13 protein-coding genes and 2 pseudogenes are annotated in these 16,971 nt (G+C 29.2%); 1 reads left to right on the top strand and 14 read right to left on the bottom strand.

Annotated features, from left to right (window positions below; translation table 11 throughout):
* Window positions 1-203: 203 nt before the first annotated feature.
* From GQF29_RS01175 to GQF29_RS01185, 3 genes are read right to left on the bottom strand one after another with little or no spacing between them, the layout of a single operon-like run.
* The gene (locus GQF29_RS01175) at window positions 204-3,674 is read right to left on the bottom strand and encodes an FtsX-like permease family protein (RefSeq protein WP_017144226.1); all 3,471 of its coding nucleotides are present in this window, start codon (window positions 3,672-3,674) and stop codon (window positions 204-206) included.
* A 9-nt stretch (window positions 3,675-3,683) separates the two neighbouring features.
* Window positions 3,684-4,385: an ABC transporter ATP-binding protein gene (locus GQF29_RS01180; RefSeq protein WP_008788670.1), complete on the bottom strand. Its 702-nt coding sequence runs from the start codon at window positions 4,383-4,385 to the stop codon at window positions 3,684-3,686.
* On the bottom strand, window positions 4,382-4,705 hold the full coding sequence (locus GQF29_RS01185; RefSeq protein ID WP_008788669.1) for a hypothetical protein: 324 nt from the start codon (window positions 4,703-4,705) through the stop codon (window positions 4,382-4,384). The genes GQF29_RS01180 and GQF29_RS01185 overlap by 4 nt, the downstream gene beginning before the upstream one ends.
* Window positions 4,706-4,894: 189 nt before the next feature.
* On the opposite strand from GQF29_RS01185, the gene GQF29_RS01190 reads away from it, so the two are divergent.
* The gene (locus GQF29_RS01190) at window positions 4,895-5,503 is read left to right on the top strand and encodes a TetR/AcrR family transcriptional regulator C-terminal domain-containing protein (protein WP_008788668.1); all 609 of its coding nucleotides are present in this window, start codon (window positions 4,895-4,897) and stop codon (window positions 5,501-5,503) included.
* Between the two features lie 320 nt (window positions 5,504-5,823).
* Here the strand turns inward: GQF29_RS01190 and GQF29_RS01195 are convergent, their stop codons facing one another.
* From GQF29_RS01195 to GQF29_RS01245, 11 genes and pseudogenes are all read right to left on the bottom strand, one after another.
* Window positions 5,824-6,360: a hypothetical protein gene (locus GQF29_RS01195; protein ID WP_017144225.1), complete on the bottom strand. Its 537-nt coding sequence runs from the start codon at window positions 6,358-6,360 to the stop codon at window positions 5,824-5,826.
* A 139-nt stretch (window positions 6,361-6,499) separates the two neighbouring features.
* Window positions 6,500-6,942: pseudogene (gene tnpA, locus GQF29_RS01200) on the bottom strand (IS200/IS605 family transposase).
* A gap of 391 nt (window positions 6,943-7,333) precedes the next feature.
* A complete protein-coding gene (locus tag GQF29_RS01205; protein ID WP_008788664.1) occupies window positions 7,334-7,978 on the bottom strand; it encodes an SMODS domain-containing nucleotidyltransferase in 645 nt (214 codons plus the stop codon).
* Window positions 7,979-8,102: 124 nt separating this feature from the next.
* Window positions 8,103-9,851 carry an AlwI family type II restriction endonuclease gene (locus tag GQF29_RS01210; protein ID WP_008788663.1) on the bottom strand — a complete coding sequence of 583 codons (1,749 nt, stop codon included), beginning with the start codon at window positions 9,849-9,851 and terminating at the stop codon, window positions 8,103-8,105.
* A gap of 3 nt (window positions 9,852-9,854) precedes the next feature.
* Entirely contained in the window at window positions 9,855-11,114 is a 1,260-nt protein-coding gene (locus tag GQF29_RS01215; protein ID WP_008788662.1) for a DNA methyltransferase, read from the bottom strand.
* Window positions 11,093-12,562 (bottom strand): DNA methyltransferase, encoded by a 1,470-nt coding sequence (locus GQF29_RS01220; protein WP_117599183.1) that lies wholly within the window; start codon window positions 12,560-12,562, stop codon window positions 11,093-11,095. The genes GQF29_RS01215 and GQF29_RS01220 overlap by 22 nt, the downstream gene beginning before the upstream one ends.
* Before the next feature lie 204 nt (window positions 12,563-12,766).
* Window positions 12,767-13,209: pseudogene (gene tnpA, locus GQF29_RS01225) on the bottom strand (IS200/IS605 family transposase).
* A gap of 156 nt (window positions 13,210-13,365) precedes the next feature.
* Window positions 13,366-13,716, bottom strand: coding sequence for a TnpV protein (locus GQF29_RS01230; RefSeq protein ID WP_008788658.1), 351 nt, complete (start codon window positions 13,714-13,716; stop codon window positions 13,366-13,368).
* Window positions 13,703-14,983 carry a relaxase/mobilization nuclease domain-containing protein gene (locus GQF29_RS01235; RefSeq protein WP_008788657.1) on the bottom strand — a complete coding sequence of 427 codons (1,281 nt, stop codon included), beginning with the start codon at window positions 14,981-14,983 and terminating at the stop codon, window positions 13,703-13,705. The genes GQF29_RS01230 and GQF29_RS01235 overlap by 14 nt, the downstream gene beginning before the upstream one ends.
* Entirely contained in the window at window positions 14,983-15,303 is a 321-nt protein-coding gene (locus GQF29_RS01240; RefSeq protein ID WP_008788656.1) for a plasmid mobilization protein, read from the bottom strand. Before GQF29_RS01240 ends, GQF29_RS01235 begins: the two co-directional genes overlap by 1 nt.
* A gap of 199 nt (window positions 15,304-15,502) precedes the next feature.
* Window positions 15,503-16,966: a DNA primase family protein gene (locus GQF29_RS01245; RefSeq protein WP_008788655.1), complete on the bottom strand. Its 1,464-nt coding sequence runs from the start codon at window positions 16,964-16,966 to the stop codon at window positions 15,503-15,505.
* Window positions 16,967-16,971: the final 5 nt, after the last annotated feature.

The following is a 16,971-nucleotide window of genomic DNA, read 5'->3' on the forward strand; positions in this document are numbered from 1 at the left end:
CTCAAAACCCTTATATATAAAGGCTTTTCGCTCTTGTGGGTTTATTCCCACTCGATACTGGTTATTGTATTTATCTTGTTTTCATATGAATTATAGCACTATTTATACATCTTAATCTAATGAATAATGCTTATTCTACATAATATTTTTAAATTATATTGTCAGTGTATTGTCATTTATCTTTTAAGAAAACTTGGTTATTTTTAGTCAACAGATTTCAATGCACTAAGCATATCTAGTTTGCTTAATTTTTTGTTCATAATATAACCTAATATTACTGTAATCCCAACAATTAGCATTACTGGAACAACAAATGCTTTTGCTCCTAATGCCGAATTAAACATAACTTCATCAGGTGGTACTACAGCTAGAATATATTGATAAAGAATATCTCCAAATACAAACCCTGCTAAAATCCCAATGAGAGAGAGTAAAATGGTTTCTCTATAAATATACATTGTGACTTCCTTGTCGTAGAAGCCGAGTACTTTAATTGTCGACAGTTCTCGAATACGCTCTGCGATATTTATATTGGTAAGATTATAAAGAATGACAACCGCAAGCATAATAGCTACTACAATCAACACTTGCATAACTTTATTCAAAGATACAACAATTGTATCAATTTGATTGGTTAATGTCATGTTTTGAACAACACCCTTTACGCTATCAGATTGCATAAATTTACTTGCTTGTACACGAGCATTTTCTTTGGACTTATCTTTCAATATAATCAAATTTGCATTAGGTTCATATTCTTTTGAAAATGATTTTTCGTAATATGAATCATTCATGAAAAGATAGTGACCTGTATACATTTCTGTAATATCAGCAACTTTTAGTTTATATTCTCGGCTATTTGAATCGGATATAGTGAAACTATCTCCAACTTCAACATTTAATAATTTTGCAAATCTCTCTGAGATGACAGCTCCCTCCTTCTCTTTTAAATCTATTTTCTTTTGTGTCTTACGATATTCAAGAGCGATATAATCATCAAATTTTGCTTCATCATTTGTAACAATCAATTTGATTTCTTGCTTATCTTGATTTTTACCAGCTACTTTTGTAAGTGAATCATAATATACTGGTGATTGTTGCTTAACCGCTTCATCCGTTAATAACGCATTCATTTCATTTTGCTTTTCATCATTCAGATTATTATTTTGAGCCACGATTAAATCATATTTAATAATTTCTCCAAATTGTTTCTCATTAATTCCAGAAATAGAATTTTGAACACTAAAGCCGGCAAACAATAAGGTAACTGCTCCACAAACTCCAAAGATTGTCATTAACATTCTTTTCTTATAACGGAAAATATTTCTAGCGGTTACTTTATGAGTAAAACTCATTTTATTCCAGATTGGCTTAATGTATTCTAAGAAGATTTTAGAACCTTTTGCCGGAGGTTTTGGTAATAATAATGTCGCTGGTTTTTCTCTCAATTCTCTAGAAGCGACAATCCAAGCTGGAAGAATAGTACTTATCATTGCTAAAATTAATGCAATTATCGTTGTTTTTAAATAAAAGTGCATTTCTATTTGTGGAACATCAAAGCTTGCCCCATATGCATTATAAATAATTATAGGAACTAATATATGACCTAAGACTATACCTGCGATGGATCCTGTCAATTCAGAAACCAAACCATAAATGGTAAACTTTTTCATGACATCTTGATCTGTATATCCTAGTGCCTTTAATGTACCCGAATTGATTCTTTCTTCATCAACAAAACGTGTCATTGTTGTTAATGTAACTAAGGCAGCTACAAAATATAAGAAGATTGGGAAAACATTTGCCAAAGAATCAATAATTATAGAAATTGTATCATAGATTTTGTAACCATTAGAACCTGGAACTTCTCTACGCGTATTTAAAGAATACACAGGAAGTTCTAATTGATCCATAGTGTCTCTGGCATCTGCTAATTTTTCTTCATTCTCGCTTATTTGCTTTTCTGCATCACCTTGTTTTTCATTAAATTCTTTTAATCCATTTTGATACTCACTCTCTTTTTCAGAGAGTTCCTTCTTAGCGAGTTCAAGTTTTGAAACATTTTCTTTATATTCATTATCTTTTGATGATAATGTTTTAAAAGAATCTTCCCATGTTGCTAAACCACTATAGTAGGTATTTAAACTTTGATTATATAAATTAATACCGTCTTGATATTTAGAGTATCCTTTATTATATTCTAATTCTTTTTTCCCTAATAACTGCTTTTGAACTAATAGTGTTTGTTTTGACTGATTGAGTTTTGCTTCATTTTCTGAAAGTTCTTTCTCCTTCGCCTCTATGGCAGACATCCCCAGAGTATACGTATCCCTCATAAATGATTGATACTCAATTTCCGCTGCTTGAAGTCCTGCATTGACACCCTCCAATTGTTTAGTTATTTCTTTTCTTTCTTCACTAGAAAGATCTGGGTTTTTAAGTTGCTTGTCAAGTGTATCTATACTTTGCTGATAAGAATCAATCGCACCTTCATATTGAACTTTCCCCTTATTTAATGCATGTTTATTAGCATCAATTTGGACTTTTCCAGTGCTAAGTTCTGCTTCTTTTGACGCAATTTCTTCTGTCGCTGTATCAATTTGTTCCCAACCTTGCACAATTCCTAGGTGAGCTGTATTTAGCTGTGATTCGGTTGCTTGTGATGTACCTTTAGCACTATCTAACTCCTGCTTTGCAAGGCGTAATTGTTCCCACTTTTCATTTAATTGAGTTTGTCCAGTAGACAATTGTTGTTGTGCTTCTTGTAGCTTTGTATCTGAGGAACTAATCGTTGCTTTCGCTACTTCGATTTGCTTATTGGCATTTGCTAACTGTTCTTCTATATTTAATAATTTTTGTTTCGCTTCATCAAGTTGTTTTTGCCCATCATCAATTTGTTTTTGATATTCTTTTTTGATAGTTTCTAGTCTCAACTCTGGCTGATTTACTAATAATTTTTCTAATTTACTTTTGTGATTTTGAATACAGTCCGTATATTTATTTGTATATGGATCTATATTTTTTGTATCTTTGAAAGTAATACGTGCTAGCATATAATAATCTAAGTCAAAAACACTATCTTTCACAAAAGCGTATCCTTTTAATTCTCCTGCCCCTGCGCTTGATTGTCCCATATTGATAGAGGATAAAAATTCTGGTGAATTTACAAAACCTACAATTTTAAAAGAATGCTTTTTTAAAACATAGTTTCCAGAAGCATCTTCTTTTTCACTAAATTTTATAGTATCACCAATTTTATATTTATCTGCATACGTATTTGATAAGACAATTTCACTATCTTTGTTTGCATTTCTTCCCTCTATCAATTCATATTTTGAAATTTCATCGGGATTAGAAAAAATACGGATAGCGTCTGTTGAATCTTTAATTTCAACATCTTTTAAATACCCATACTCAATTCTTTCACTACCAGATAACTGATTGATTGCTTTTTGATTTTCTTTATCAATTCCATAATCTCCAATTACCGTAATGTCTGATAGATTCAAATCTTGAAAATAATGGTTTCCTGTATCTCGTATATTTGGTCCTGTTACTTTAAGACCAACTAAAGCAAAGGAACCTAGCATCATCAAAGCGAAGATAGAGATGAATCGTCCTTTTGTGTGAGAAAAACATTTTTTTATATCTTCCCATAATTTTTTCTTTTTCATGAGTATCACCTACCATTCAATTTCTGCTATGCTTTGTGGGTTTGAATTTACTTCTATATTTTTTACTTGAGCATCATGCATATGAATCACACGATTTGCAATTGGTGCAATCGCTGCATTATGCGTTACGATAACAACGGTTGCTCCCTTTTGTGTACACATATCTTGTAATATTTGTAATACCTGTTTTCCTGTTTGATAATCCAGAGCACCTGTAGGTTCATCACATAATAAAATTTTAGGATTTTTAGCGATAGCTCTAGCAATGGCTACTCTTTGTTGTTCTCCTCCAGATAACTGAGAAGGAAAATTATTCATTCGATTTGCCAACCCTACATCTTTCAATACTTGACTAACATCGAGAGCATTTTCGACAATCTCTGAAGCCAACTCTACATTTTCTTTTGCGGTTAAATTTTGTACCAAGTTATAAAACTGGAATACAAACCCTACATCATTTCTTCGATATGTTGTTAATTGTTTAGGTGTATAATCTGATATATCTTTTCCATCAATTACCACTTTTCCTTGATCATTGCTGTCCATACCGCCTAAAATATTGAGCACGGTAGACTTTCCAGCTCCAGATGCCCCTAAAATAATGGCTAACTCTCCTTTTTCAATAGCGAAATTCACATCTTTATTTGCATATATTTTACTATCACCCATTTCATACGTTTTACAACTGTTTAGCATTTCTATATAACTCATAATTCAATCCTCCAATCTTTTGCAATACCATATAATTCATAATTGTTCTTTTCTTCTTTAAGCGTTAATTGAATTGAGCAAAAATCAAAAGTCCCTACTGCTGTATAATTTGATTTACGCATGAGCGAAACTATTTCTCCCTTCAATTCGCACTGTCCATGTTCTAGTATTTTCCCAGACAATACGTTTTGATGATTTAAAATATCAAGATAGCCAGATATATCTTTATTATTTATGTTCAACACTATACTGCCATCCCGTATACCAACTGGTGTCATCATTTTTATCGCGTAACAATATTGTTCTGTATACTCTCCCATAAATGTTTGCTCCTTTCTTGTTACACCATTATTATAAAAATGTATGAATACAAAAAGTATGGTCATATTTGTACAGTTGAGTAAAATACGGTCAAACATAAATGAATTGATGGGCAAATCATTAAAAAATATCCATTGAATCATTTGATGGATAAGTGTATATTAAATTTATACAAGGAGATTTTACCTATGAAATATGAAATCACAAGTTTAAATACCAAAAAGCTTTTTGCTGAAGCATTGAAAAAAATTATCTTACAGAAATCTTTTTCTAAGGTTACTGTCAGTGAGTTGATACGCGAATGTGGTGTTAATAGAAAGACTTTTTATTATCACTTTTCAGATGTTTATGATTTATTAAAATGGACATTAGAACAAGAAGCAATCGATGTTGTTAAAAACTTTGACTTGATTGTTGATTATGAGGAAGCAATTTTATTTGTTATTGAGTATATTAAAGTAAACAATAAATTTTTAAACAACATCTATGATTCTTTAGGTAGGGATGAGCTAAAAAGATTTTTTTATACTGATTTTGTAGGCATTGTAGAAATTATCATAGGCAAAGCCGAAGAGGAAACACATAAAAAACTTACTGATAATTTCAAAAAATTCTTAGCTGCTTTTTATACTGAAGCAATTGCTGGAACACTTGTAGAAAGGATTACGCATCAAGATCAACAGAGCAAAGAGGAATTGGTTACCTATATTTCTACCGTATTCCGCTCATCACTTACTTCTGTAGTAAGAGAGTTCCCTAATAGTTTGGATTCTCTTAACTACAAAAGCGATACTTAGAACTCAAGATTTTATATATTTTGTACTCATATAATAAAAAATAAAAAGTCCATAAAACCTTATTGGATAAGGTTTTATGGACTTTTTGATTTATTCCCACTCGGATAGTACCATTTAATATTAAACATATTTATTCACATTTCACATACTATTTGGCTATTTTTAGCTTGTTTTATCTCAATTATATTGACTATATGAGCTAATGGTATCAAAACGGTAGCAGAATAATTTATAATTATCTGTATAGTGTTCATTGAAACAATTCAATCATTATTTATCAATATTTTCAAGACGTAAATATTATCAAAAGAACTATTCTTCTACTTTATTTTTTTCAACAGATTCGTCCACTCTTCCGACCATTCTTTATTGTTTTTAAAAAATATTTTGCTAGAAGACGCAATTTTACAAAAGCTCTTTAAACATTCATAGTCCATAGTGATATTTAGTAACAAAACATTGGCATTATCATTTGATAATCCACGAATAAAGAAAATATCTTGAAATTCTTTACATATTTTATCTAATTGAAATTTATAATAACATAATTTTATGAAATAAAATAGAACCTCAGCAGAAAATAATGTTTGAGTAATCACTAACAACAATTCAATATTAATTGATTTTATCATTAAAATGATATAAATAATAATGAAGACACTAATTTTTATAGCATATGAAAATATCATTTTATCTACAACTTTCTTTGTGAAAAAAGCACTTTCGTAACAATTAAGTCCAAGTTTTTTTATGGATGGTTTCTCATTATTGTTATAATATTTATTTGTTTTTCTTAAAGTAGTGTTTATATTAAAAGATTCCTTTAAAAGTGACTTTCTTCTTTCCGTTTCAGCCAAATTGCTAAAGTAAATATCATTTAAATTAGATAATGCTACATATCCTAAGGTTAATATAATACTGAATAAACTACCCCCGGGGCAGAGCCCACAAATGTCCACTGGACATTTGCGACGGGGTATTTCAAAACCTTTGTGATTACAACTTTAGTAGTATTTGTTCATAAGAATCTTGTTTACCTTGATTTTTCACATATTCTTTTATTGCCTGCTCACTTACGTTGCGCCCCACGCTCGACACAAAAAAACCGCCGCTCCAAAAATTTCCTCCCCATAGCTGTTTCTCACCTCAGGATGTTCAGCAAATATGCGTTTTGCTGTTATACTTTTGATTGTTCCTATAATCTTAGTTGGACTATAATCCGGTGTTGATTGCACGAGAAAGTGCACATGATCTTTATCAGCACCTATCTCAAGAAATGTTATCCAATCATATCTCAGTTCTATTCCTTCGCATATTTGCTTCAAGCTTTTATCCACATTTTCCGTTATGACTATGCGGCGGTATTTTGTTGGACAGACAAAATGGTAAACAAGATTCGATACATTATGTGAGTTATGAATATAAATACTATCTGACATTTGTAATCACCCCAATGTTATTTTATAACATTGGGCACTACGCCGCAAGCAGCGGGGAAATGCCCAAGAGTAAAAAGTATTCACTGGATACTTTTTACTTATTATAATAAAAACATCTTTAAATTTAAAATCAAACAACAAAATGAAAGAAATACAGATTGTTAATAAATATAGTACATTTACAAAATTACTAATTTTATTTGATTTTTCATATAATTCCTGAATTTCATCTTTTCTTTCATCATTCATAATTAAACCTCAGAAAACACCTTTTTTATTTCTAATAAGGCTGAATAAGGCATACCTTTATTCTCATACTCTAATGATTTATCTATTTTTTCTATCGCTCGATCTATTCTATTCCTAACAAATGTATCATATGTTAGACCCTTTAATAGATTGAATGCTTTTTTGCATAATCTGTATAACTTGTACAAGTAAAATAGGCATACTTCATATTTTCTGAAATTATTTTTTCTATTTCATATGAAGTTAAATCATGATAATTTACATTTACATTCCAATGTTTTATTAACCTAACTAATGGCTTTATTTTATAAGAATTATTATTGTTCGCTTCTACAAGGGTATTATTAAAATCATTCGGATATGTCGCCATCCAACCACCTTTTCCATCAGGAATATAATACGTGCCCCAACTTTTATAAGCTGGAACCAATTCAAATTTTATATGATTTAATTCTAATACTATTGTTGGTGATGACTGATATATTTCAGAAGTAGAATATTTTGTTTCGGCAAACTTTTTTAATCTATTTAAAAAGGTTTGAGGCTTGTAATTCTCTGAATTATCAAAAACAACCATATAATCAACATCCGAATTATCATCAACTTTCCTTGGTAATATTGTTCCTCTAGTGTAAGAACCAAATTTAAATTTTTCTTTTATATTATATCCAAAATAAGATGTTAATCTAGTTTCTAATGTGTTAATAGAAGTAGATATGCTATCTTTTTCAGTTGAAGATAGTACTAAATTAGAAGCACAACTGCTTAAATATGAATTTACTGACATACAATTCCTCCTCGTATCCCTTATATTTAAGTAAAAACAATTAATGTGTTTACAAAAGTATATTATTAAATATAATAAATACCATTTTATAATTTTATATTAATTTCTTTGCTCTTTTATTTTTTTAAATTTCTAAAAAATTCTTAATGTTGTCTCTATTTTTTGTTAGTAAAACATTAATAAAATCTTTTTCAGTAATGCAATGCAGTTTAATATCAAACTGCTCTAATATAGACTGCATTGCATTTGTATTTCTTTCATGGATGACTGGCGCACAGAAGATTCCAACTACATTATTTTTCGAATTCATCTTATGTAATCGTATATGATCTGGAACAGAAGAACCTTCAGCAGCAAATTGTCCAGACTTAGATTTAATTGTTGTTAATTCTAAAACATAATCTGTATCGTCAATAGTAAAAATAATATCTGGTGTACCTGTTTTTCCACCAGGTGCCTGAGTTGGCAAACCATATTTGCCAATTTTACCATTCCAAATCACATTGTCTATAACTTTTAAATCTAAAAGTTTCAACAACATTTTATAAGCATAATATTCAAAATAAGCACCTCTTAAAGACTTATCATTTAATTTATCTAACCCTAATACTTTATTCAAAGTAGAAATGTAATTTAAAGTTTTACCAGAGAAGTTTTGCGATGAACAATGTTCAATAATATCCTCGGCAATCTCTTCTATAGTTTCATCTTTTTCATTGTCATCATTATTTTCTGCATGAATTTCAAATAATCTTGATTCGAAATTTGGAACAACATCCATTGATGTAAGTTCCACTCCAGTATTAATATCAATTACTTTGACATTATATTCCTCATTAACAAACATTGGAAATTGCAATACATCATTTGCATTAATTAAATCATCATACTTACATATATTTTCTTTATAAACTTGAATTAAAAAGTTGCTATTTGTATCATTTTTAATAGTAACACTTATAGGCGGAAACTTCCTTTCTGGATTACCAATGTAATCAATCCATAGCTGTAAATTATCGGCAAAATCAAAAACTTCAGCTTTATTGTATTTCTTATCTAAAATTTCTTTTACATAATCTTTATACTCTTCATTAATTCTTAGTGCTGGAATACTTCTCGTCTTATTTTCTGGATAAACTGTTATTTTATCAATAATTCCTGTAATCTGACATAAAGACATAAAATAACCAGCAGAAGAAGCTTTAACTAATGTTATATTTCCAATATGAGTCTTTTTAAAAGCATTAATAAGTATCTCTCTTTTTTGAGATGATAAACTACGGAAATTTTCTATTTCTTGTACAACAACTTCCACTTCATCTTCGTTTCTTACTTTAAATAGAAAATATGCAATTTCTTCTTTGTCTAAATATTTTAATCGTAATAGAATCTTTAACATGAATCTGAACGGAAAAACATAAATATTTTCGCAATCTTTATTAATTATAGGATTAGTGATTTGCAATTTTTCCATTTGTGTTAGAACACAATCTGATTTAGTAATCAAAGAGTCTTTACCATCTCTTAAATTTGGAATTTTAATTAATTCATCCTTATGTTTATGCCATAAAGCCATACCAGCTTCTGTCAAACAAATTGTATTAGGTGTAGTATCAGTGTTAATGTATACAAACCCTAAATATTGTGGTATTGCTGCAACTAATGTTCTTATTGACTGTTGTGCAACATTTTTACCGTCTAGCGTGGCTCCCCATTTTTTTAAATTAACACCTAAGTTATTTTGCTTTTGAGGATTCCAAACAGTTCCATCATATTTTCTTTCAATTATCCCGTCAATCAAGCAAATTGTTTGATGCAAACTAACTCGTTTTGGGACCAACCATATTTCTTTTGATCTATTCTTTTGTGCCATAATCTATCTCCTTTCTAAGACTAAAACATAGTCATTATTAATTTTTCCACCTTTTTCTTTTCTCGGAATTCTAATATAAGGATTTTGTATAACATAATTGAAATAATTTATTCTAACAAATCCAATATTAGTCGCTAAATCATTTAATACTTTCCAACTTTCGATATTTACTTTTCTAATATTACTATTTCCTATAACAATAATATACTTTCCACCATAATTTAAACATTTATAAACTAACATTAAATTTTTTTCCATATCTTCAAAAAACTTTTTAACAATCAGCGCTCTTTTAACATCTTGTTCTAAAATTTCATTAAAATATTGATTTAACAGTTCACTTTTTTTTAATATCTCCAAGTTTTCTTTTTCTTTTTTTATATCTATTTTTTCTGTCCCCACATATTTACTTTTCTTTTTTCTCAAACATTCTTCTGTCAATGTGGCCAACCACAGATTTTCTAATCTCATTGTTCTACCATAATCAAAAGCATTAATATATGGGGGAGATGTAATTACCAAATCTATATTTGGAATTTCAAAATCCAATGCATTTCCTTCTAGTAATGACGTATTACCAAATTTTTTTATTTCATTCGTTTCAATTAACATTTGTTTGTATCTATTAAAAATGGAAGTAAATTCTTTTTGAACAGTTGGAGGTATTTTAATAACCTTTCTTGAAACATAAGGTTTTGGTGAAGCATCATCAGCATTAGAAACTCTCTTAACAATAGAAACCATACATAATTTAAAAAAATCTCTAATTTCAGAATCATTAATAGAGTCAATATAATTTTTCATTTTCCCTAATTGTTTGATTACATCATTTTGAAACCAATGCTCTAAATTATTTATTAGTGGTATATATGCAATTGCATCTTCTTTATAAATAATGGAAATAATTTCTTCAAAAATTTTGTCTAATTCATTAATTTGATTATTATCTAACCTTGTTGTTTTTACTTTAATGATTAATTTCGCTATATCATCAATTTCAGTGCCATAAGCATTTAAACCATTAATATTTGCTTCTAATAATGTTGTACCACTTCCAGAAAAAGGATCAAATACAATAGTATTCTCTTTCTTTGAATACTTTTTTATCCCCCATCTTGGTATTTCCGGAATAAATTTGCATGGGTATTTAAACATCCCATGAGTATAACTGTTAGGGTTAGACTGTTTAATAATATAAGTTGCTCCATCTACAATGTCATTAGGTAAGAATTCTACATTTATTACTTGTTCTTCACTAAACATATAACACTCTCCCTTAAATATTTTCCAGCGTCTTTAGTAATTTCATATTGCTGAGAACTTGTTATAATATACCGATCTATTTCTATTTTATCTACTTTAAATCCAATGCTTTCTGCATATTGAGCTAAAATTAAATCAGCAGGAAAGACTATACCTCCATATGCTGAATTACCCACTACAATAGAACAAAAGCCATTAATGTTAAGTGCCTCATAGCACTGATCAATAACGTTGAACATATCATCATAATATAATTTCAACATTTTAGGGATTTTTTTATCCCATAATTTTTTTTCACTTAATTTATCTACTAAAATTGACAAAAATTCACTTCGTGATTCCACTTCAGGATTTAAATTTCCATTTAAATGCGAGTGTAAGGATTTGCATCTTAACTTTTTTAAATCTGCATATTCATGAACAAATCCACCAAACCACAATTCTAATTTGTAAATTTCTGTATAATCGAAACAATTTGCATATGGTGGAGAAAAAATAATTCCATCAACGCTATTATTTTTTAGATATTTATTCATATTCATGCAGCTATCGTTTATTAAATTTATATTTTCAAAATCTTTATTTTTTAATAAATCTATATAAATATTCTGATACTGCTCTAACAGCATAATTTTAGCATCTTCTATCGTTAGAATGCGTGGCTTAGCGTATTTTTTTATCTTTAAACCATTTCCAGCTTTTCGATAATTTGACAAAGGTTCTAAACAAGCTAGCCATCCTAATTTCAATAATTTTTTAACCTTTATATCTATAGATTTCTCTGCATCTATTAAATAACAAATAGTCATATAGTATCTTTCTATATTTTTTTCGAAAACTTTTTCACTGATAGAAAGTTTTGGCAATTTATATTCAATTTCACACTTTTCTGCATTTTCTAAAATTGATTCGTAGCTTTTTTTAAATTGATCTATCAACTCCTTATCATAAGTATCTAGTTTACATTGCGCCAAAAAAAATGAAAAAGGATTAACTTCAAAACCAACACTTGAGTATCCCATTTCTTTAGCCGCCAACAATGTACTTCCACTACCAGAAAAGGGATCTAAAATTACTCCTTTTTTCTTGCAACAGTATTCATTAATTAGTTGTTCAACCAGCTCAACAGAATAACCTTCTTTATATCTATACCATCTTTGAAACGACTTATTTAAATCATCAGAATAATTAAGCAAACTAGTATAAGTTGCATTTGGACTATCAGGATAAATCACATTATATCGAGACTCTATTTTTTTATAATCTTCAATTGTTCCTGTAATTCTTTTATGTCTTTCATCATAAGGTTTATCTACATTTTTAGGAATCAGCCATGTTTTTCCTTTTTTCAAAGCACCTTTTATTCTGTTTTCTTCACACAATACTGCTATTCTCCTTGCACTTATCCCCCACAAGACAGATAATTCTTTTGTAGTAACTAATTCCATAAACATCCTCCATTCGACTATTATATTATATTCCGTTATCTGAACAATAGCAAGATTTATCAATTTGCTATAGCAAAAAAATCTAATAAAAATTTTTTAGTTAAGATACTACAATTAATCAATTAAAATAATAAACTATCCCCGGGGCAGAGCCCACAAATGTCCACTGGACATTTGCGACGGGGTATTTCAAAACCTTTGTGATTACAACTTTAGTAGTATTTGTTCATAAGAATCTTGTTTACCTTGATTTTTCACATATTCTTTTATTGCCTGCTCACTTACGTTGCGCCCCACGCTCGACACAAAAAAACCGCCGCTCCAAAAATTTCCTCCCCATAGCTGTTTCTCACCTCAGGATGTTCAGCAAATATGCGTTTTGCTGTTATACTTTTGATTGTTCCTATAATCTTAGTTGGACTATAATCCGGTGTTGATTGCACGAGAAAGTGCACATGATCTTTATCAGCACCTATCTCAAGAAATGTTATCCAATCATATCTCAGTTCTATTCCTTCGCATATTTGCTTCAAGCTTTTATCCACATTTTCCGTTATGACTATGCGGCGGTATTTTGTTGGACAGACAAAATGGTAAACAAGATTCGATACATTATGTGAGTTATGAATATAAATACTATCTGACATTTGTAATCACCCCAATGTTATTTTATAACATTGGGCACTACGCCGCAAGCAGCGGGGAAATGCCCAAGAGTAAAAAGTATTCACTGGATACTTTTTACTTATTATAAAAATGTTTTTTAACGCTCCATAAAAGAACTCTTTCGAGTTCTCAATTTCTTAATTACAAATAAGTTCTTTTAAAATAATTTCTTTCACAACATTATCAATGTTATTCATTTGTTGAACCCATTCCATTTGATCTCGTTCTTTTAATTTTTCAGTAACATTCCATTTAACTTTAAATTCTTCAACAAGTCTCTCATACATTTCATTAGCTTCTTTTTCTACTTGTTCAAGATAAGTTGATAATTCATTCTTAGCCATCAATGAAAATAAATGTCCTTGTTCATTCGTTTTTAAATATTTCAATTTCATTTGTGCAAAATATGAATTTACTTTTACTTCTTCTCGTCCTTTTAAATTCGGAAATAAATAACCATTTACTTCGCTATAATTAATATCTTTCATATCTGTTTTTACCTCTTTCTTTTTCTTGAATAGTTGATATTGTTTGTTCCATTTGTTTAGAACGTTCTTCAATACCATTGCATAATTTCATTTGTTTTCTTAATTCTTTAATTTCTTTTGAATAAGATTTTGCTTCAGTTTGTAATTTACTTTTTAAATCTGTATCCTTACAACGCCTAATTTTATTATAAAGTTTTTGTCTTTGTTCTAACTTTTTGTTTAACTTAGTTTCAATATTCGATTGAAAATTTTCTAAATCATCTATTGTTTTTATATCATATTTAAACATTAAAATCGTTTGATCTGATATTTCATCCATATGTTTTAATGCTCGATAATACTCTTTGCTATACTTAAATCGTCTTGAATTTGGTTTAGGTAAAATACCTAGTACATATTGATAATGCATAATTAATTTTTGAAATCCAGTTAATTCGCCACGTTCATATTTCTTACACCAATAATCAATATCAAAGTTTTTCTTATCATATATTGTTTGTATTTTAATTGGATGTCCTAATATTCTTTCCCGAATACTTTCAAATGTATAACTATTACCAAGTGATTTTACTCGAATAAATTTACTAGATGATATATGTCTTATCTTAAAACTATCCTCAACCCCTCTAACTTCAAATCCCATTGCATCCAATTCTTTCACAAAACTTGTGAACGTTAAACTAATTGAAATTGCATAATCAATAGATTCTTTTGCTAATTCTCGTAAAGGTTTTTCTCGATAATAATTATCTTTTTCTTTTGTTTTATTAATAACTGATAAATGATACTTTCTACATAATCCATCTGAAACTTCTCTCATATTATGAATATCCTTATTAGTATTACAATATCGCTTACCATCAACACATGAAGTTGCATTAATCAAAAAATGATTATGAATATGTTCAGTATTTAAATGTGTTGCAACAACAACTTCAAAACGATCTCCCCATAATTTATTGGCAAACTCAACTCCAATTTGATGTGCAAGTTCTGGCGTAACTTCCCCTGCTTCAAATGATTGATAACCATGAAATGCTAATATTTCTTTATTGTCATTAAACTGTTTCTTCGTATTAGTCATTGAGGAATACGGATCATGATACGCACAGTTTATGCAAGTTACATATTCCTTTTCAAATATCTTTTTATCATTCGTTGCATAATCAATAACAGTTTCTAGTGCAACAGTTTTCTCTTTGTTTGATACATAATCAACCATATGGTCTAATCGACTTCTCACTGCCCATATACGTGTTGTAGCCATTATTTTATTGGTGTCCTTACTTGTTTATCAAGATTTTTAATCATGTCCTCTAGTTGATTTAAAACAGTTCTTACATCGGTTTCTAATATTGGTTGTTGATAAAATTGTCTAACTAATTGATTTAGATTTACTCCTATATGATTAAATTCATTGATAAGTTTATGATATTCAAGTGGCGGTTTTTCTTTTGGAACAATACCACTTATAAGTGAACGAATATATCGTTCTCGACTATATCCTGATTTGATGACTTTGTCATTTAAGAATGACAATTCATCATCGTTTAGTCTAATTTTAATTTCATTATTTCTACTTGCCATCAACATCAACTCCTTTCATTTGGGTTTTAGGGCTACCCTAACTTGTGTATTTCGTCCCCGAAATACGTTGCTTGCTAATACAATAAGACACGATTTTTAGTCTTTTATCATATGATTCTTTCATTATGAAATATCAAGATATACCAGGTATACTGGTTTATGCGTATACCGATACACCTGGTATATTGCTACATTTACTTTAGATTGGTTCATATCCTCGTAAATGTACTTTTTGAATTTTTCCATCTTCTAATTCAACATTCTTTGTTGTATCAAAGTATTTATATACACCACTAGAAACAGTTGAAAATTGTTTTGAAAAATTTGACATATTTTGAGGAGTTACATAATTATCCTTACACCAAGTAATATAAATAGAATAAATATCTCGTGTTAATGTTCTCTCATTTAAAGGTTTCATATCCTTGAAGAATGAATAAATAGGAGAAGATATATCATAAAACAAATCCTTCATTTCATGATCATCTTGAATGTCTGGAAATCTATCAAGAACACATAATTTTTTATAACCCTCATAACACCAATTAAAAATGCCTGATAAATTTTTTATTAACCTTTTTTCTAGATTTCGATTTACTTTCTTTTGATGTTCTCCTTTAGGTTCATCAACATATTGATTTACAAACTTCACATAGGATAATCGTCTAACAAATCCATAATTGATTTCTTTTGAATATGGTATTTCATTTAACGCAAATATCAATTTGGCTCTTGGTTTGAATTTATAGAAATCTTTATTCTTATAACATGCCGAAACAGTTTCACCAACAACTACTTTTTTAAAATTGGCTTCTCCACCATTTGTTGATGCTTTTGTTTCTGTACTGATATTTAAAAGTGTATCCGTTAATTGGATGAGTTGAAACTTATCCCCTAATCCATCTAACTGAAGATAGGATACATTATTTTTATTAAATACTTGTTCAATGATATTTAAGAAAACACTTTTACCATTTGCTCCTTCACCATACAACATGAAACTTTTTTGAAGATGGCAATCATTCATTAAAACATAACCACACATCATTTGTAATCGTTCATATCTTTCTTCATTATCATCACAAATATCCATAACGAACTGATGCCAATCACTATATGTTGCTTGTGGATTATAATCATATTCCATCATAATAGAACATAAATCATCTGCAGAATGTTCATGTGTTCTTCCGGTTGGTAATTCTAAAGTACAGTTTTGAAAATTGAATACTGGTAACAAATTAAATTGAACTTCTTCATAGCAGTCTGCTTTCAACTGTTTCAAAACGGAACTCGCCCTACTTCCAATCTTCCACTTTCCCATTTGTTTGCCAATTACTTTCAACATATAATTATCACTTTTCTTTTCCCAAACTTTACCGCTATAAATATAAATCCCTAATCCATCTACAAACATGATTTTATATTTTCTTATCATTTCTTCGATAATCATATATTCACTAGGTGCTTTTGATATTTGTTTTATAACTAAATCAATCCATGTTTTATCAAGATGATCCATTGACAATAATTTACGCTTAACTTCTTCTCGTTGTTCAGGGTCAAGTTTTCTACATTCAATCAACAAGCAATCCTTCAATTCGTCTTTGTTTTCTAACTGTGTAAGTTTTTGTTCAATTTGGTTTAATACATCATCAGCCATTCAAC

The organism is Coprobacillus cateniformis, assembly GCF_009767585.1.
In the GTDB taxonomy this organism is placed as follows: domain Bacteria; phylum Bacillota_I; class Bacilli_A; order Erysipelotrichales; family Coprobacillaceae; genus Coprobacillus; species Coprobacillus cateniformis.